Source organism: Burkholderia diffusa, from assembly GCF_902499115.1.
Classification (GTDB): domain Bacteria; phylum Pseudomonadota; class Gammaproteobacteria; order Burkholderiales; family Burkholderiaceae; genus Burkholderia; species Burkholderia diffusa.
Map to the genome: position 1 here is coordinate 153,872 of NZ_CABVPN010000008.1, position 18,177 is coordinate 172,048.

An 18,177-nucleotide genomic window follows, 5' to 3' on the forward strand; every position below is an offset into this window, starting at 1 on the left:
GACACGCATTGCGAGGGCAGTCGATGACGGACATCACGGACCACGCGCGCGGCGCATTGCGCGCGCAACCGTTCAGCATGCTGCTGGGCACGGAGCTGATGCATATCGGCGACAACGAAGTGTCGCTGTGCCTGCCCGTGCGGGAAGAACTGCGGCAGCAGCACGGCTTCGTGCACGGCGGCGTGATCGGCTACCTCGCCGACAACGCGCTGACGTTCGCAGGCGCGCTCGTGCTCGGCCCGCGCGTCATCACCGCCGAATACAAGATCAACTACCTGCGGCCCGCCGTGAACGGCACGCTCGTCGCGCGCGCGAAGGTCGTCTACGCGGGGCGGCACCAGGCGACCTGCCAGTGCCATGTGTTCGTCATCGACGGCGATCACGAGCGGCTCGTCGCGATCGCGCAAGGCACGATCAATCGCGTCGGCGACGGCAAGATGCCGGATGCGCCGGAGGAAACGGCGTGAATGGTCCCGGACGCAAAGGCCATCGGATTACCTGCCGGCGTCGTCCTGACGATCGCGCCCCGTGCCTGTGATGCGACATCGCAACCACCAGCCGCGGCACGCGCGACGCGCACCGTCCGGTTCCATCGCTTCATCGCGGCAGCGATAGACGGCGTCGCGATCACGGCGACCGACTGCGACGTCCAGCACGATCACTTCCGCTCGATCCGCCCGGCAAGCCGGGATTTGAACGGGTCGTGTCGAACCGAATCCGCGGATCGACGCTTCGGCCGACCTATTCCGCAGTGCCCGCTTTCAACGGCAGAAACCGCGGCGCCACGCGCGCCCGAACGTTACCGCTCGCGTCGGTGCGGTAAATCCCGCGCGCCGCATTGTGCGGATGCTCGACCGCGTCGGCCACGCTCAGCACCGGCGCGAAACACACGTCGGTGCCTTCGAGCAGCGCGCGCCAGTGCGCGGACGGCTGCTGCGCGAACATGTCGGCAAAACGCGCCTTCAGCGCCGGCCAGCGTGCGCGATCGTACTGCGACGCCGGATCGACGTCGGTCAACCCGAGCCGCTCGACCAGCAGCGCGTAGAACGGCGGCTCCAGCGCACCGATCGTCACGCATTCGCCGTCCGCGCAGCGATACACGTCGTAAAACGGCGCATCGTGGAAGAGGCTCGGCTGCGTGCCATCGAGCTGCCCGTTCGCGCGCGCCCACAGCGCGAGCGAGCCGAGCATCGACACGATGTCGACGATCGCGCCGTCGACCACGCGCCCCGGGCCGCCGCCGCGCACGTCGAACAGCGCGCAGATGATCCCGAATGCGAGCCCGAGCGCGCCGCCGGCATCGCCGACGACGGTCGGCGGCACGCCCGGCCGGCCGTCGCGCGGCGCGGACAGCGACAGCAGCCCCGTCAGCGCGACGTAGTTCAGGTCGTGCCCGGCGGCCGTCGCGAGCGGTCCGTCCTGGCCCCAGCCCGTCATCCGTCCGTACACGAGCTTCGGATTGTCGCGTGCGCAATCGTCCGGGCCGAGACCGAGGCGCTCCATCACACCGGGCCGCAGCCCCTCGATCAGCGCGTCGGCCTGCGCGATCAGCGCGAGCGCCGCATCGCGGCCGGCCGGTGTCTTCAGATCGAGTTCGACGATCGTCTTGCCTTCGCGCAGCAGGTCGCCGTCGCGGCCCTGCAGCGCGTCCGGCGCGCTGGTGCGGCCCGCGGGACGCGCGATCAGCGTGATGCGCGCCCCCATCCCGGCGAGCATCCAGCCCGCGAGCGGGCCGGGGCCGAGGCCTTCGAATTCGACGATGTGGACGCCGGAAAGCGGGACACCAAGCGACATACGATTCTCCTGTCGACCCGCGTTGGCGCTTTAGCGCTTACGCGGGTCCCATGCTTCGCGGTCGACCCGCGTTAGTGCTTCAGCGCTTACGCGGGTCCCATGCTTCGCGGTCGACCAGCGTTAGTGCTTCAGCACTTACGCGGGTCCCATGCTTCGCGGTCGACCAGCGTTCGTGCTTTAGCGCTTACGCGGGCCCCATGCTTCGCGGTCGACCAGCGTTCGTGCTTTGACACTTACGCTGGTCCCATGCTTCGCGGTCGACCAGCGTTAGCGCCTTAGCGCCTACGCGGGCCCCATCCGTTGCGGTCGATCCGCGATGACTCAAGCCAGCGCGAACCGCGTGCATCATGACCGCAATGCGCTTCAACGCACCGGCACGGTCACCGATGCGACGCGTTGCGTCGCGAATTGCCGTCATCACACGTGCGCCAAACGAAAAATCCCTGCGCAGCAGGTCCGCTTCGCAGGGATCAGTCCGTTTCAGCACTGCAGGGTTGCGCGCGCGAACCGCGACACACTCAGAACGCATCCCCCGGCACCCGCACCCAGCCTTCCATCAGCACACGCGCGCTGCGGCTCATGATCGCCTTCGTGACGGTCCATTCGCCCTTTTCGAGCCGGGCTTCCGCGCCGACGCGCAGCGTGCCCGATGGATGGCCGAAGCGCACCGCGTTGCGTTCACCGCCGCCCGCCGCCAGGTTGACGAGCGTGCCGGGAATCGCCGCGGCCGTGCCGATCGCGACCGCCGCCGTGCCCATCATCGCGTGGTGCAGCTTGCCCATCGACATCGCGCGCACCAGCAGGTCGACGTCGCCCGCATTCACGCGCTTGCCGCTCGACGCGACGTAATCGGCCGGCTTCGCGACGAACGCGACCTTGGGCGTGTGCTGACGCGTCGCGATCTCGTCGAGCGTGTCGATCAGGCCCATGCGCAGCGCGCCATGCGCGCGGATCGTCTCGAACTTCTCGAGCGCCTTCGCGTCGCCGTTGATCGCGTCCTGCAACTCCGTGCCCGTATAGCCGATCGCCTCGGCCTCGACGAAGATGGTCGGAATCCCCGCGTTGATCATGGTCGCCTTCAGGATGCCGATGCCCGGCACGACGAGGTCGTCGACGAGGTTGCCGGTCGGGAACATCGAGCCGCCCGAGCCTTCTTCCTCGGCGGCCGGGTCCATGAACTCGAGCTGCACTTCGGCGGCCGGAAACGTGACGCCGTCCAGCTCGAAATCGCCCGTCTCCTGCACCGCGCCGTTCGTGATCGGTACGTGCGCGACGATCGTCTTGCCGATGTTCGCCTGCCAGATACGCACGGTCGCGATGCCGTCGCGCGGCACGCGCGACGCATCGACGAGGCCACCGCTGATCGCGAACGGGCCGACGGCCGCCGACAGGTTGCCGCAGTTGCCGGTCCAGTCGACGAACGCGCGCTCGATCGAGACCTGCCCGAATAGGTAGTCGACGTCGTGACCGGGCCGCGTGCTCTTCGACACGATCACCGTCTTGCTGGTCGACGACGTCGCGCCACCCATCCCGTCGATCTGCTTGCCGTACGGATCGGGGCTGCCGATCACGCGCAGCAGCAGCGCGTCGCGTGCGGCGCCCGGCGCCTGCGCGGCGTCTGGCAGATCCTGCAGCCGGAAGAACACGCCCTTGCTGGTGCCGCCGCGGATGTACGTCGCCGGAATCCTGATTTGAGGAATGTGAGCCATGTTTGCGTTGTCCCTGTGTGACCCGGTCAGGCAGCCTGCGACGATTCGAGGAAGTCCTGCGCGAAACGCTGCAGCACGCCGCCTGCGTCGTAGATCGACACCTCCTCGGCCGTATCGAGCCGGCACGTCACCGGCACCTCGACGCGCTCGCCGTTCTTGCGGTGAATCACGAGCGTGAGATCGGCGCGCGGCGTGCGCGCGCCGACCACGTCGAAGGTCTCGGTGCCATCGATGCCGAGCGTTGCGCGATTCGTGCCCGGCTTGAACTCGAGCGGCAACACGCCCATCCCGATCAGGTTCGTGCGGTGGATCCGCTCGAAGCCCTCGGCGACGATCGCCTCGACGCCCGCGAGCCGCACACCCTTCGCGGCCCAGTCGCGCGACGAGCCCTGGCCGTAGTCGGCGCCGGCGACGACGATCAGCGGCTGCTTGCGATTCATGTACGTCTCGATCGCTTCCCACATCCGCATGACCTTGCCTTCCGGCTCCACACGCGCGAGCGAGCCCTTCTTCACCACACCGTCGACCACCGCCATCTCGTTGACGAGCGTCGGATTCGCGAAGGTCGCGCGCTGTGCGGTCAGGTGGTCTCCCCGGTGCGTCGCGTACGAGTTGAAGTCTTCTTCCGGCAGGCCCATCTTCGCGAGGTATTCGCCGGCCGCGCTGTTCGCCATGATCGCGTTCGACGGCGACAGGTGGTCGGTCGTGATGTTGTCGCCGAGCACCGCGAGCGGGCGCATGCCCTTGAGCGTGCGCTCGCCGGCCAGCGCGCCTTCCCAGTACGGCGGACGGCGGATGTACGTGCTTTGCGGACGCCAGTCGTACAGCGGCGCCGCACGCTCGCCCGCATCCGCGCTGCGCGCGAACATCGGTTCGTAGACCTTGCGGAACTGCTCGGGCTTCACGCTCGATGCGACGATCGCGTCGATCTCCTCGTCGGTCGGCCAGATGTCCTTCAGCGTGACGGGCTTGCCGTCCTGATCGTGGCCGAGCGCGTCCTTCTCGATGTCGAAGCGAATCGTGCCGGCGATGGCATACGCGACGACGAGCGGCGGCGACGCGAGAAACGCCTGCTTCGCATACGGATGGATGCGGCCGTCGAAGTTGCGGTTGCCGGACAGCACGGCCGTCGCGTACAGGTCGCGATCGACGATCTCCTGCTGGATCTTCGGATCGAGCGCGCCCGACATCCCGTTGCAGGTCGTGCACGCGAACGCGACGATGCCGAAGCCGAGCTTCTCGAGTTCCGGCAGCAGGTTCGCTTCTTCCAGATACAGCTCGACCGCCTTCGAGCCCGGCGCGAGCGAGCTCTTCACCCACGGCTTGCGCGTGAGGCCCTTCGCGTTCGCGTTGCGTGCGAGCAGGGCCGCGGCGATCACGTTGCGCGGGTTGCTGGTGTTCGTGCAGCTCGTGATCGCGGCGATGATCACCGCGCCGTCGGGCATCTCGCCCGGCTTCTCTTCCCACTGGCCAGCGATGCCGCGCGCGGCGAGGTCGGATGTCGGCAGCCGCTTGTGCGGGTTCGACGGGCCGGCCATGTTGCGCACCACGCTCGACAGGTCGAACGTCAGCGTGCGCTCGTACTGCGCGCCGTTCAGCGTGTCGGCCCACAGGCCCGCTGCCTTCGCGTAGGTCTCGACGAGCTTGACCTGCTCGTCGCTGCGGCCGGTGAGGCGCAGATAGTCGGTCGTCTGGCCGTCGATGAAGAACATCGCGGCCGTCGCGCCGTATTCGGGCGCCATGTTCGAGATCGTCGCGCGGTCGCCGAGCGTGAGGCTCGCCGCGCCCGCACCGCGGAATTCCAGGTACGCGCCGACCACCTTTTCCTTGCGCAGGAATTCGGTCAGCGCGAGCACGATGTCGGTCGCGGTGATGCCGGGCTGGCGCTTGCCGGTCAGTTCGACGCCGACGATGTCGGGCAGGCGCATCCACGATGCGCGGCCGAGCATCACGTTCTCCGCCTCCAGCCCGCCCACGCCGATCGCGATCACGCCGAGCGCGTCGACGTGCGGCGTGTGGCTGTCGGTGCCGACGCAGGTGTCCGGATACGCCACGCCATCCTGCGCCTGGATCACCGGCGACATCTTCTCCAGGTTGATCTGGTGCATGATGCCGTTGCCCGGCGGGATCACGTCGACGTTCTCGAACGACTGCTTGGTCCATTCGATGAAGTGGAAACGATCCTCGTTGCGGCGATCCTCGATCGCGCGGTTCTTCGCGAACGCGTCCGGATCGAAGCCGCCGCACTCGACGGCGAGCGAGTGGTCGACGATCAGCTGCACGGGCACGACCGGGTTCACCTTCGCCGGGTCGCCGCCGCGCTCGGCGATCGCGTCGCGCAGGCCCGCGAGGTCGACGAGGGCCGTCTGGCCGAGGATGTCGTGGCACACCACGCGCGCCGGGAACCACGGGAAGTCGCGTTCGCGCTTGCGCTCGATGATCTGCTTCAGCGAATCGGCGAGGATTGCCGGATCGCAGCGACGCACGAGGTTTTCGGCGAGCACGCGCGACGTGTACGGCAGCGTGTCGTACGCGCCGGGGGCGATCGCTTCGACCGCGGCACGCGCGTCGAAGAAGTCCAGCGACGTGCCGGGCAGGGGTTTGCGGTAGGCGGTATTCATGATGTGGGGCGGAAATCGGGGTAAGACGTTCCGCGCGCGCCGGCAACCCGCATCACGGGCGCCGGCGCGAGCGGCAGGCGTTTCAGCGCTTCTCGATCGGCACGAACTGCAGGTCTTCCGGACCCGTGTAGTTCGCGCTCGGGCGGATGATCTTGTTGTCGATGCGCTGCTCGATGATGTGCGCGCTCCAGCCGGACGTGCGCGAGATCACGAACAGCGGCGTGAACATCGCGGTCGGCACGCCCATCATGTGATACGACACGGCGCTGAACCAGTCGAGGTTCGGGAACATCTTCTTCGCTTCCCACATCACCGACTCGAGGCGCTCGGCGATGTTGTACAGCTTCAGGTCGCCCGCTTCCTTCGACAGCTTGTGCGCGACGCCCTTGATCACCTTGTTGCGCGGATCGGAGATCGTGTAGACCGGATGGCCGAAGCCGATCACGACTTCCTTGTTCTCGACGCGGCGGCGGATATCGGCTTCGGCGTCGTCCGGCGAGCTGTAGCGGCTCTGGATTTCATACGCGACTTCGTTCGCGCCGCCATGCTTCGGCCCGCGCAGCGCACCGATCGCGCCGGTGATCGCCGAATAGATGTCCGAGCCCGTGCCCGCGATCACGCGGCCGGTGAACGTCGATGCGTTGAACTCGTGCTCCGCGTACAGGATCAGCGACGTGTGCATCGCTTCGACCCACGACTTCGACGGCGTCTTGCCGTGCAGCAGGTGCAGGAAGTGGCCGCCGATCGAGTCGTCGTCGGTTTCCGTCTCGATGCGCTTGCCGTTGTGCGAGAAGTGATACCAGTACAGCAGCATCGAGCCGAGCGACGCCATCAGGCGGTCGGCGATGTCGCGCGCGCCCGGCAGGTTGTGATCGTCCTTCTCGGGCAGCACGGTGCCGAGCACCGACACGCCGGTGCGCATCACGTCCATCGGGTGGGCCGACGCCGGGATCTGCTCGAGCGCGGCCTTCAGCGCGTTCGGCAGGCCGCGCAGCGCGCGCAGCTTGGTCTTGTACGCGGCCAGTTCGGTCAGGTTCGGCAGCGTGCCGTGCACGAGCAGGTGCGCGATTTCCTCGAACTCGCACGATTCGGCGACGTCGAGAATGTCGTAGCCGCGGTAGTGGAGGTCGTTGCCGGTCTTGCCGACCGTGCACAGCGCCGTGTTGCCGGCCGTCACGCCCGACAGCGCCACCGACTTCTTCGGCTTGAATGCGCCTGCGGCGGCCGGTGCTGCTGCGTCTTTCGTCTCGCTCATGTTTCGATTCTCCAATGGGTATCGGGGTGTCATGTCGGCCGGGCGCGGCGCGGGTGCGCGCGTTCCGGCTTCATGCAAAGCATTCCGGGAACCGTGTCCCGGCGCGCGGGCCGCGTTACTTCTTGCCCTGCGCGAACAGTTCGTCGAGCTTGCGCTCGTATTCGTGATAGCCGAGGAAGTCGTACAGCTCGGCGCGGGTCTGCATGGTCGGCACCGCAGCCTTCTGCGTGCCGTCGCGACGCAACGTCTCGTAGAAATTCAGCGCGGCCTTGTTCATCGCGCGATAGGCGCCGCAGCAGTACAGCGCGATGTCGACGTTCGCCTCGCGCAACTCGTCGAGCGTGAACAGCGGCGTCGAGCCGAATTCGGTCAGGTTCGCGAGGATCGGCACCTTCACGGCGGCCTTGAAGCGGCGGTAGTCGTCGAGCGTCTTCATCGCTTCCGGGAAGATCATGTCGGCGCCGGCTTCCACGTATGCGATCGCGCGCTCGATCGCGGCGTCGATCCCTTCGGCGGCGGCCGCGTCGGTGCGGGCCATGATCACGAACTGGTCGTCGGTGCGCGCATCGACCGCGGCCTTCACGCGATCGACCATTTCGTCGGTCGGCACGACTTCCTTGCCCGGACGGTGGCCGCAGCGCTTCTGGCCGACCTGGTCCTCGAGGTGGACGGCCGCGACGCCGGCCTTGATGAACGAACGGACCGTGCGCGCGATGTTGAACGCGCCGCCCCAGCCCGTGTCGATGTCGACCAGCAGCGGCAGGTCGGTCGCGTTGGTGATCCGGTTCGCGTCGATCAGCACGTCTTCCATCGTGCTGATGCCGAGATCGGGGATGCCGAGCGAATTCGCGGCGACGCCGCCACCCGACAGGTAGACGGCCTTGAAGCCGACGGCCTGCGCCATCTTGGCTGCATACGCGGTAATCGCGCCGACCACCTGCAGCGGCTGCTCGGCCGCGACTGCCGCGCGGAATTTCGCGCCGGCGCTCTGAAGATGCGTGTTGCTCATGAACGGCCTCCTGAAGGAATGCCCATCAAACAGCAAGGACCGGGCCAGCTCGCGAAACACCGCTAACCCACTGATTCTTAAGCAACCGGCACATGCGATGAATCGTCCGGTGATTTCAATTTGGCAATTTCATGTTTCAGAAATGAAATCCCGCGCGCATAATCGATCGCCATGGACCTCTCCTCGACCAAGCCCGTCGGCCCGGCCGACCGCACCGTTCGCCCGCGCATCTGGGCGATGGGCATCAGCCGCCTGCGCGACCTGTTTCGCGAGATCGCCGGCGAATTCGACGAGCGTGCCGACGTGCGCATCGTCACGCGCGCGTACGAAGATGCGTTGAGCGCGATCGCGGAGGCCGGCACCGCGCGGCCCGACGTGATCGTCGCGGCCGGCTCGAACGGCGGCTTCCTGAAAACGCGTGCGCAGGTGCCGGTCGTGGTCGTGTCGCCGACCGGCTTCGACGTGATGCAGGCGCTCGCGCGCGCACGGCGCGATGCCACGCGGATCGCGCTCGTCAGCGCCGGCGAAACGCCGCCCGAAGTGCGTCGCTTCGTCGCCGCTTACGGCCTCGACGTGCAGTTTGCGTCATATCAGTCCGCGCAGGAAGCGGAAGCCTGCGTGCACGACCTGCACGACCGCGGCATCGAGACGATCGTCGGCCCCGGCCTCGTCACCGATCTCGCGGCGAGCGCCGGCATGGGCGCCGTGTTCCTGTATTCGCACGCGTCGGTGCGCCAGGCGGTCGAGACGGCGCTCGAAGTCGCGTACGCGACGCACGCCGAGGCGTTTCGCCGCCAGCGGCTCGACAACCTGTTGCAGCATCTGCGCGACGGCGTGGTCGCGCTCGATGCGCGCGGTCGCGTCGAAGCCATCAACGAACGGCTCGCGTCGGCGCTCGGGGTCGAACCCGCGGCGGCCGTCGGCCGCGCGCTGGTCGACCTGCGCCCGGAGTTGCGCACGCTGCGCGGCGAGGACGGCGACGCGCTTGCGACCGTGCGCGGCGTGCGCTACGTCGTGCATCGCGGGCCGCTCGTCGATCGCGGCGTGACGTCGGGCAGCGTGCTGACGTTCCAGGAATCGCGCGCGGTCGAACGGCTCGACCGCGCGCTGCGTTCGCAGCCGAACACGCAGCAGTTCGCGGCGCGCTACACGCTCGACGACGTGATCGGCGCGTCCGCGCCGATGGCGCGCGTGCGCGATCTCGTGCGGCGCTACGCGAAATCCGACGCGACCGTCCTCGTGCTCGGCGAAAGCGGCACCGGCAAGGAGATGATCGCGCAGAGCCTGCACGCGCTGTCCGTGCGGCACAGCTATCCGTTCGTCGCGATCAACTGCGGCGCGTTTCCGGAGGCGCTGCTCGAGAGCGAGCTGTTCGGTTACGAGGAAGGCGCGTTCACCGGCGCGCGGCGCGGCGGCAAGACCGGCCTGTTCGAAGCCGCGCACCGCGGCACGCTGTTTCTCGACGAGATCGGCGAAATGCCGCCGTCGCTGCAGAGCCGGCTGCTGCGCGTGCTGCAGGAGCGCGAGGTGATCCGCCTCGGCTCGACCGAGCCGATCCGCATCGACGTGCGCGTGATCGCCGCGACGCACCGCCCGCTGCTCGCGGCCGTCGAGGACGGCACGTTCCGCGCGGACCTGTATTACCGTCTCAACATCCTGAACATTGGCCTGCCGCCGCTGCGCGAGCGCGCCACCGACATTCCGGCGCTCGCGGCCACGCTGCTCGTGCAGGCCGCGCGGCGCGAACCGCGGCTGGCCGAACGCGTGCGCGAGGTCGGCGATGCGGTGCGCGTGCTCGACGCGACGCAGGCGACGCTCGCTCGCTACCGATGGCCCGGCAACGTGCGGGAACTGCAGAACGTGGTCGAGCGGATCGCGGTGGAACTGGCCGAGGAAGTCGACGCGCATCCGGGCGCCTCATGCGCGGCGCTCACCCCCGATGCGCTGCAGGCGATCGCGCCCGAGTTGTTCGCCGCGCCGCCGGACTCGACCGACACCGACGACGCGCAGACACTCCACGCGCGCCGCCGCCGCGCCGAAGCCGACGAGATCCGCGCGGTGCTCGACGCGTGCGGCGGCGATCGCGATCGCGCGTGCGCGATGCTCGGCATCAGCAAGACGACGCTGTGGCGGAAGCTGTCGGCGAAATAGGTTCGGGCGAGGCAGGAGCGGCAGGTAATGACGCGCCGGACGCGCGCCGCCGTCAATCGGCCTTGTGATAGTGGCGGTAAGCCTTCGCGCGATTCCCGCACGAAGACATCGAGCACCAGCGACGGCTGCCGTTCTTGCTGTCGTCGATGAACAGCCACTGGCATGCGTCGTTCGCGCAGCGCTTGACCTTCGCGAGCCGCGCGCCGCCCAGCAGGTCCGTCGCCGACCACAGCACCGGGCTCAGCAACCTCGCGAGCGTCGCGTCCGCTGCCCCGATCCGCCACGCGTAGCCGCCGTCGATCCGCGCGAGCGCGACGCGCGGCGCCGCTTCCGCCAGAAAACCGCCCAGCAGCGCGAGATCGTCGGCTTGCGGCTCGCGCCGCTCGGCCTGCGCGTGAAAGAGCCGATACAGCGCCTCGCGTAACGCGAGCGCGCGCGCCAGCATCGCCGGCTCGCTCTCCTTCTCCTTCACTTGTGCACGACATACGTCGGCCAGGCCGGCCGGCATCCCCGCCTGCTCGCAGCACCATGTGAACAGGTCATCCAGCGTGCCGAAGGTTTCGGTCGGTGCGTCCGCGCCGCGCCAGTACAGCGTGTTCGCGAAATCGATGCTCAGCGTTTCGGACGGCGCCGGAACCAGGCAGTCCGCGACGGAAGGTTGCGTTTTGCTCATGACGCGATCGTATCTAACCACCATACCGGTTGACAAGTGGCCGGACGCTTTCTAACATAACCAGCATGGTGGTTAAAGAAGGTTTGCTGCACTGACGTCCCCTCTTCAGTTCAAGGAGCCACAGATGATCGATCACCTTTCGTTCGGCGTTGCCCACATCGACCGCAGCCGCGCGTTCTACGACAACACGCTCGGCGCGCTCGGCTACAAGCGGCTGTACAGCGACGACGGATCCCTCGGCTACGGCACCAGCGAACCGGTGCTGTGGTTGCAGCACGCGGCGCGTCCGGTCGTCGCCGATCCCGACTCAGGGTTGCACGTGTCGTTTCGCGCCTCGTCGCCCGTGGAAGTCGACGCGTTCTATCGCGCCGCGCTGCAGCACGGCGGACAGGACAATGGCGGGCCGGGCAAGCGCGAGCACTACGGCCCCGGCTATTACGCGGCATTCGTCGTCGATCCCGACGGGTATCGGCTCGAAGCCCATTGCGAGCTGGACAACGTCGTCTGATCCGGTTCGCACCGACACGGGTGAACGACAAGGGCCCGATTCCGCATCGCGCGGAATCGGGCCCTTGTCTTTGCTGCATCGATGGCCGGTTCGCGACGGCCACCGCGCGCAATCACGCCAGTGGCCGAGCGGGCGGCCGGACGGCGCGGCCGGGTTGCGGTCGATTGCGCCCACGATCCGGCCCGCGCCGCACACTGGCCTACTGCGCGTTGCGCGTGCCCTGCCGTTGCTCGCCCAGCCCCTCGACCCCGAGGCGCACGGTCTGGCCGGCCTTCAGGAACACCGGCGATGGCTTGATGCCCATCCCGACGCCCGGCGGCGTACCGGTCGTGATCACGTCGCCCGGTTGCAGCGTCATGCAGGTCGACAGGTAGGCGATCAGTTGCGCGACGGTGAACACCATCGTGCGCGTGTTGCCGTTCTGGTAGCGGTCGCCGTCGATCTCGAGCCACAGGTCGAGGCGCTGCGGATCGGGCACCTCGTCGCGCGTCACGAGCCACGGGCCGATCGGGCCGAACGTATCGAAGCCCTTGCCCTTGTCCCACTGGCCGCCGCGTTCGATCTGCCACTCGCGCTCAGAGACGTCGTTGACGACGCAATAGCCGGCGACGTAATCCAGCGCGCGCGCCTCGTCGACGTCCTTGCACGTCGCGCCGATCACGACGCCCAGCTCGACTTCCCAGTCCGTCTTCACCGAGCCCTTCGGGATGTCGATGCCGTCGTTCGGGCCGCAGATCGAACTCGTCCATTTGCCGAATACTACCGGCTCCTTCGGTACCGGCATGCCGGCTTCGGCCGCGTGATCGGCATAATTCAGACCAATGCCGATGAACTTGCCGACGCGCCCGACGCACGCGCCAATGCGCGGCTCGCCAGGGACGAGCGGCAGCGTGGCCGGATCGATCGCGCGCAGGCGCGCGAGCGCGGCGTCGGACAGCGCGTCGCCAGCAAGATCCGGCACGTGCGCGGACAGGTCGCGAATCCGGCCGTCCGCGTCGAGAATACCGGGCTTTTCCTGGCCCGGCGGGCCATAGCGAAGCAGTTTCATCGTGCTCAACCTCTGTTGTCGAATGTGACAGGATACCGGCCGACGCAGCCGTTGACGGCCACTCGCCGGACTGAATGTCGATCGTCGATGACGCGCGTCGGCGCCGCATCCGGCAGGCCAATCGACACGCGAGGCTCGCGCAGGCGCAGCGATCGCGGCGCCGCACCGGAGTGCGACGCGCATCGAACGGGCGGCCGCCGGTCTGCGCATCGGCGACGACGGCCCGGCATTCGCGACACGTGCCGGCCTGTGCTGTGCCGGCCGGCTTCACGCGCGGCCGCGCCGTCGCTGGCCCGCCGCTCTTTGTACCATCGGCGGCCCGCCGTGAAATGGCGCGCGACGGATACCGACTATTGGTGCGCCCATGGAGGTTGCACCGCAGCATCGGGCCTGCCAAACCGTTCGGCTTTACGCCAAATGCCGCCGTCCGTCGACACCAAAAGATGAATTGCGAATATTTCTTATGAACCTGTCATCGGGAACGATATGTAATCCGTTCTTGCTGGGTAACGATCGGTAAAAAGACGCTGCATTGCACACTGAACGTTTGTTGTTAAGCTCGCGCGGATGGCAGTCACATCCGCATGCGGCTTCACGAATTCGCGTGCAAAGCCGGCCGGCGTGCGTCGCCACCCGATTGGCAATCCCCGGACTTCCTACCCCATGATGCAAACGACCAATAACCCGCTCCCCGGCAGCGACGCACGGGAGTCGATGGGCACAGCCGACCGCTATCGCGCGCCCGCGCTCGACAAGGGTCTCGACATTCTCGAACTCCTGTCGGAACAGAAGGAAGGACTCACCCGCACCGAAATCACGAAGGAACTCGGCCGCAACGCGAGCGAGATCTACCGGATGCTCGAGCGTCTCGTCGCACGCCGCTACGTGATGCGCTCGAGTGGCGGCGACCGTTACACGCTCAGCCTGAAACTGTTCGCGCTCGCGCATCGGCATCCGCCAATGAACCGGCTGATCGCCGAGGCCTTGCCGCTGATGCAGCGCTTTGCCGACGCGGCGGAACAGTCGTGCCACCTGACCGTCTACGATCGCGGCAACCTGCTCGTGATTGCGCAGGTGGACGGCCCCGGCCCATGGGGTGTGTCGGTGCGGCTCGGCTCGCGCGTCGGGCTCGCCGATACGGCGTCGGGGCGCGTGATGCTGTCGTTCCAGGGTGCCGAGCAGCGTGCGCACATGCTGGCCGAGCATCGCAAGGTCAAGGGCGAAACCCCGATGAACGAGCAGGAACTCGCGCAAGCGTGCCAGTCCATCCGCCAGTCCGGTTACGTGCGCCAGGACAGCCGCCAGGCATACGGCGTGACCGACCTGAGCGCGCCGATCCTCGGCCCGGCCGGCCATGCGATCGCGGTGCTGACCTGCCCGTACATGCGCCGGATCGACGCGCATATGGCGCCGTCGGTCGAGGTGGTCGTCGTGGGACTCCGCGATACGGCAGGCCAGTTGTCGATGTACCGCGCGGAGACTTGCTGAACGTTGCGGAACGGTCGACCGCGCTGAAGATGGCAGACCGTTCGGGCGCGGCGGTCGTTCGGTCACACGGCCAGCGGATCGGGCAGGCGGGCGGGCTCGACATCGGCACGCGGTGTGCGATGCGTGCCGGCCACGCGGGCTCTCGTACCGGCATCCGGCAGACCGTTTCCGGATGCGCGGACGCCGCGCTACGCTAGAATAGCGGCCCTCTCAAAAACGACGACGGCCGGCTGTCGCGGCCGTCGTATCCGATGGATGTCATGGCCAAACTTCTGAACGATCAAGAATTCCAGCGTTTCTCCGAACTTCAGCAGAAGCAGGCGAGCTTCACGATCACGCCCGAGGAAGCGGACGAGCTGCGCGACATCGTCGCGCGTGCGCAGAAGAAGCGCGACGACCGTGCCGGAGCGATGCGGGCGATCGAGAACTACATCGAGCAGTTCGACATCACGCCCGACGAACTCTTCTCGCCCGAGCAGATCGGCGACGCCGCGCGCACCTACGGCCTGATCACGGCCACCAAGAAGGAGCGCACGCTGCCGCCGTCGATCACGTTCAACGGCAAGCCGTACCAATGGACCAAGACGCTTCCGGACGACGTGCGCGGCGCGCTGTTCGATGCATTTACGTCTGGCGAATCGGTCAAGCGCTTCATCGCGATGCCGAAGGACACCGCGCGTTGTGCCCTGACGATCGCCCGCCTCGAGCGCGAAACCGGCGGCGTTTATGCCGACGCGCACCTCGAAGAACTCGCGATTTCGCGTGACCAGGTGAACGACGCAGCGTCGAAACTTGCTGCATAAATGCCATCGCGGGCACGGTTCATGCGTGCCCGCACCGGCGCGGACGCTGGCCGAAACCCGCGCCGCGCCAGACGGAGCACTGCGTCCGTGGGCTCCCGAAAAGTCTCACCAAAGCATCCCGTAAGCGCTCACCAGAGCATCCCGTAAAAGCTCACCTGAAGTTTCCGGAGACGCTCACCAACCCCTCCCGAACGTCCTCACCGACGCATCCCGCAGACGCTCACCCCCCCTTCCCGGAAAGGCTCACCGGGGCCTCCCGCAAGGGCTCACCGGCAGCTCCCGCGAAGGCTCATCGGGTGCTTCCGTATCGACTCACCCCATTGCCCCCGGAAAAGCTCACTTTCGGCTCCTGAAAAATCTCACCTTTGGTCCGCTTTCAATGCTGGCGGTGCGCAAGGCGGGCGTCAGTGCGCTCGAATATTGCGCCGGAACCGGCGATACGCGGAGGTCACCAGCATACGCAACCGCCCGCCGCGGACGCGGTAACTCGACGAGATCGCCCTTTCCCGCCGGTCGCGAAGCGAGCGTCGTACCGATCCGCACAGTGAGGCGAAAGAGTCGAACGATCTGCATGCCAAACTACAACCAGTTCGCTCGGTCGCGGCTGCGCATCACCGACATCGCGCGTTCCGTAGCGGCTGCGCACGACACTGCCGAACGTCCAGGCACGCTCGCCGACGCGATTACGGTTGCAGCTTCATCCTGAACCCCACCACGCCGGGCTCCTCCGTCGTCGACACCTCGAAACCGCAGGATTTCGCCAGCGAGATCATCGCGGTGTTCTCGCGCAGCGCCTCGCCGACCATCCAAGCGGTGCCGCGCGACCGCGCGTAGTCGATGATACGCGCCATCATCAGCCGCCCGAGCCCCTTGCCCTTCTGATCGGGCCGGACAGCAATCGCGAACTCGGCCGTCTCGTTGTCGGGATCGGCAACCGCGCGCGCCACCGCGAGTGTGTGCGACCGGCCCGATACGTCGGTGAACGACACGATGAAGGCCATCTCACGGTCGTAGTCGATCTGAGTCATGCGCGCGACTTGCGAATGATCGAAGCTGCGCACGGCACCGAAGAACCGCATCCGCAGATCGTCCGGCGTCATCGCGCCAAGCAGCTCGTTGTGCGCTTCTTCGTCTTCCGGACGGATCGGCCGGATCGTCACGGTCTCGCCGCGCCATTCGAGCGTCTGCTCGAGATGGCGCGGATACGGCATGATCGCGAGCCGGCTGCGCCCGGCCGCCAGCGTGATGCGCGGCGCGACCACGTATGCCCGGTCGGACAGCACGCGCAGCGTGACCGACATCGCGACGACCTCGCGCACGTCGCAAACAACTTGCGACAGCGCCGTCAGCGCATCGAGCGTGGGTTCGACGGGCGTGCGGCGCGCATAGGGTGAACGCTCCATCACCGCGCGGGCGAGCACCGTATTCAGCGGTGGCAGCCCGTACACGACGAAAGGCGCCGATACGCCGTCGGTCGGCGGCACGGCATAACGAAACACCGGGCCGAAGTTCGAATCGTCGTACATGTCGACTGTGACGTCGACGACTCTGGTGCCCACCGGCGCATCGGCCGGCTCGCCGTGCACGCCGAAGTGCGATAACCAGCGCAACGCTGCTTCGCCGGCCAGTTCATGCTCGCCGGCCTCGACCATCCGTCTGGCCTCGGCCTGCGCGGACGCAACGCACTCGGCCGGCTGCAGCGGCGTGCCCTCGGGCGTCTGCATCAGCAACTGCCGCCCGAGGTTGTAGTCGACGAGCCGTGCGTATGCGCGCGCAAGCCGCTGCGGTGTGGTGTGCACCGGAATGCCGTTCGCGTGCAGTGCGTCGCGCGTCGCCGCGTCGACCGCACCGAAGAAACACGCGAGGATGCCGCGGTGCGCGTACTGCCGAGATTCGATCAGCGTGCGCGCGACCGCGTCGGCCGGCGCGCTGTGGGACGTCGAATGCACGACGAACAGCGTGCCCGTTTGCGGAAACGGCGCGAGCGCCTTGATGGCGGCGCCGAAATGCTCGGGGCGCGCATCGTCGCCGAGCGTCAGCGGATTGCCGGGCCCGCGGAGATGCGGCAGCGCGGCCGCGACCGCCGACGTTGCCTCGGCCGGCCAGTCGACCAGCACGTCGCGCACCTCCGCGACCGCATCGACCGCGAGTTTCGCGACGCCTGCGTCGCTCGTCACGAGTGTGGCCGCGCCGCGCGCGGTGACGCGCCCGACGCCGAGCGTCTCGATCTCGTCGAGCAGATCGTCGAGTGCATCGACACGCACCATCCCCGCACGCTGGAACGCCGCCGTGTAAAGCGCATCGCCGGGATCGGCGCGCCCGGTGCGCAGCGCGAGCACCGGTTTGTTGCGCGCCGCCGCACGCGCTGCCGACATGAACTTGCGCGCGGCACACACGGTGTCGAGCTCGAGCAAGATCGCGCGCGTGCCGGGATCGCTCGCGAGGTAGTCGAGCACATCGCCTGCATCGACGTCGGCCTCGCTACCCAACGCGACGACATGTGAAAAGCCGAGGCCTCGCGCATCGGCCCAGCCGAGTACCGCATTCGTCAGCGCGTTCGATTGCGACACCCAGGCGACGCCACCCGATCGCACCGTATAGGCCGGCGCGCCGAAATGCGCATGCCGCGCGGGCGACAGCACGCCGAGACTGCCGGGCCCGACGATACGGAGCACGAACGGCTTCGCGGCCTTGAGCGTGCGATCGAGCGCGGCGCGGTCGGCGTCGGTGCGCGCCTCACCGACAATCACCGCGACACGCGTGCCGATCTCGCCGAGCTTGCGCACGATGCCGGCCCACGTGGCAGGCGGCGTGCAGATCACGGCGACCGAGGGCGGGGCGGGCAGCCGTTCGACATCGGCCACGACCGAGTACCCGTTCAGCTCGCGATACTTCGGATTGACGGGCCACACGGGCCCCTCGAACGCGCCATCGAGCACGCGCGCCCACACCATCGCACCAATACTGCCCGCGCGCGACGATGCACCGACGACCGCAACGGACCTGGGCTGGAACAACGCATCGAGATGGCGGACGGTCACATCGGCTCCACACGGTAATGAAAAACGACCCGACCCGCACACGAGCCGAATGGCCGTGCGCCGGTCGACGCGAACTC

At 67.7% G+C, this 18,177-nt stretch carries 13 protein-coding genes; 5 read left to right on the plus strand and 8 right to left on the minus strand.

Annotated elements, in window-relative coordinates; translation table 11 throughout:
* The first annotated feature begins 23 nt into the window (after positions 1-23).
* Positions 24-467: a PaaI family thioesterase gene (locus tag BTE28158_RS10345; protein WP_059467287.1), complete on the plus strand. Its 444-nt coding sequence runs from the start codon at positions 24-26 to the stop codon at positions 465-467.
* Between the two features lie 274 nt (positions 468-741).
* Here BTE28158_RS10345 and BTE28158_RS10350 read toward each other — a convergent pair whose 3' ends face one another.
* The 5 genes from BTE28158_RS10350 to prpB all read right to left on the minus strand — a co-directional run bounded on the left by BTE28158_RS10350 (position 742) and on the right by prpB (position 8,388).
* Positions 742-1,794, minus strand: coding sequence for a CaiB/BaiF CoA transferase family protein (locus BTE28158_RS10350; protein WP_151049292.1), 1,053 nt, complete (start codon positions 1,792-1,794; stop codon positions 742-744).
* A 518-nt stretch (positions 1,795-2,312) separates the two neighbouring features.
* Positions 2,313-3,503, minus strand: a complete 1,191-nt coding sequence (prpF, locus tag BTE28158_RS10355) for a 2-methylaconitate cis-trans isomerase PrpF (protein WP_151049294.1) — start codon at positions 3,501-3,503, stop codon at positions 2,313-2,315.
* Between the two features lie 26 nt (positions 3,504-3,529).
* On the minus strand, positions 3,530-6,124 hold the full coding sequence (gene acnD, locus BTE28158_RS10360) for a Fe/S-dependent 2-methylisocitrate dehydratase AcnD (protein ID WP_059598932.1): 2,595 nt from the start codon (positions 6,122-6,124) through the stop codon (positions 3,530-3,532).
* A gap of 82 nt (positions 6,125-6,206) precedes the next feature.
* Entirely contained in the window at positions 6,207-7,379 is a 1,173-nt protein-coding gene (gene prpC / locus BTE28158_RS10365) for a bifunctional 2-methylcitrate synthase/citrate synthase (RefSeq protein WP_031400290.1), read from the minus strand.
* A gap of 115 nt (positions 7,380-7,494) precedes the next feature.
* Positions 7,495-8,388 (minus strand): methylisocitrate lyase, encoded by an 894-nt coding sequence (gene prpB, locus BTE28158_RS10370; protein ID WP_059598930.1) that lies wholly within the window; start codon positions 8,386-8,388, stop codon positions 7,495-7,497.
* 171 nt (positions 8,389-8,559) lie between these two features.
* On the opposite strand from prpB, the gene prpR reads away from it, so the two are divergent.
* Positions 8,560-10,539, plus strand: coding sequence for a propionate catabolism operon regulatory protein PrpR (gene prpR, locus BTE28158_RS10375; protein WP_059598929.1), 1,980 nt, complete (start codon positions 8,560-8,562; stop codon positions 10,537-10,539).
* A gap of 52 nt (positions 10,540-10,591) precedes the next feature.
* Here the strand turns inward: prpR and BTE28158_RS10380 are convergent, their stop codons facing one another.
* Positions 10,592-11,236, minus strand: a complete 645-nt coding sequence (locus BTE28158_RS10380) for a CGNR zinc finger domain-containing protein (RefSeq protein WP_151049296.1) — start codon at positions 11,234-11,236, stop codon at positions 10,592-10,594.
* Between the two features lie 100 nt (positions 11,237-11,336).
* Between BTE28158_RS10380 and BTE28158_RS10385 the strand changes: the two genes are divergently transcribed.
* Positions 11,337-11,720: a VOC family protein gene (locus tag BTE28158_RS10385; RefSeq protein WP_059508454.1), complete on the plus strand. Its 384-nt coding sequence runs from the start codon at positions 11,337-11,339 to the stop codon at positions 11,718-11,720.
* 199 nt (positions 11,721-11,919) lie between these two features.
* Here the strand turns inward: BTE28158_RS10385 and BTE28158_RS10390 are convergent, their stop codons facing one another.
* Entirely contained in the window at positions 11,920-12,768 is an 849-nt protein-coding gene (locus tag BTE28158_RS10390) for an ureidoglycolate lyase (protein ID WP_151049298.1), read from the minus strand.
* 666 nt (positions 12,769-13,434) lie between these two features.
* On the opposite strand from BTE28158_RS10390, the gene BTE28158_RS10395 reads away from it, so the two are divergent.
* A complete protein-coding gene (locus BTE28158_RS10395) occupies positions 13,435-14,256 on the plus strand; it encodes an IclR family transcriptional regulator (RefSeq protein ID WP_124901805.1) in 822 nt (273 codons plus the stop codon).
* 251 nt (positions 14,257-14,507) lie between these two features.
* Positions 14,508-15,059 (plus strand): hypothetical protein, encoded by a 552-nt coding sequence (locus tag BTE28158_RS10400; RefSeq protein ID WP_151049300.1) that lies wholly within the window; start codon positions 14,508-14,510, stop codon positions 15,057-15,059.
* 683 nt (positions 15,060-15,742) lie between these two features.
* On the opposite strand, the gene BTE28158_RS10405 is transcribed toward BTE28158_RS10400, so the two are convergent.
* Positions 15,743-18,100, minus strand: a complete 2,358-nt coding sequence (locus tag BTE28158_RS10405) for a GNAT family N-acetyltransferase (protein WP_151049302.1) — start codon at positions 18,098-18,100, stop codon at positions 15,743-15,745.
* Positions 18,101-18,177 lie beyond the last annotated feature (77 nt).

Bases quoted from the DNA above. Each gene is read 5' to 3' on its own strand.
- BTE28158_RS10345 (WP_059467287.1), top strand. From the start codon at position 24: ATGACGGACATCACGGACCACGCGCGCGGCGCATTGCGCGCGCAACCG.
- BTE28158_RS10350 (WP_151049292.1), bottom strand. From the start codon at position 1,794: ATGTCGCTTGGTGTCCCGCTTTCCGGCGTCCACATCGTCGAATTCGAA.
- prpF (WP_151049294.1), bottom strand. From the start codon at position 3,503: ATGGCTCACATTCCTCAAATCAGGATTCCGGCGACGTACATCCGCGGC.
- acnD (WP_059598932.1), bottom strand. From the start codon at position 6,124: ATGAATACCGCCTACCGCAAACCCCTGCCCGGCACGTCGCTGGACTTC.
- prpC (WP_031400290.1), bottom strand. From the start codon at position 7,379: ATGAGCGAGACGAAAGACGCAGCAGCACCGGCCGCCGCAGGCGCATTC.
- prpB (WP_059598930.1), bottom strand. From the start codon at position 8,388: ATGAGCAACACGCATCTTCAGAGCGCCGGCGCGAAATTCCGCGCGGCA.
- prpR (WP_059598929.1), top strand. From the start codon at position 8,560: ATGGACCTCTCCTCGACCAAGCCCGTCGGCCCGGCCGACCGCACCGTT.
- BTE28158_RS10380 (WP_151049296.1), bottom strand. From the start codon at position 11,236: ATGGTGGTTAGATACGATCGCGTCATGAGCAAAACGCAACCTTCCGTC.
- BTE28158_RS10385 (WP_059508454.1), top strand. From the start codon at position 11,337: ATGATCGATCACCTTTCGTTCGGCGTTGCCCACATCGACCGCAGCCGC.
- BTE28158_RS10390 (WP_151049298.1), bottom strand. From the start codon at position 12,768: ATGAAACTGCTTCGCTATGGCCCGCCGGGCCAGGAAAAGCCCGGTATT.
- BTE28158_RS10395 (WP_124901805.1), top strand. From the start codon at position 13,435: ATGCAAACGACCAATAACCCGCTCCCCGGCAGCGACGCACGGGAGTCG.
- BTE28158_RS10400 (WP_151049300.1), top strand. From the start codon at position 14,508: ATGGATGTCATGGCCAAACTTCTGAACGATCAAGAATTCCAGCGTTTC.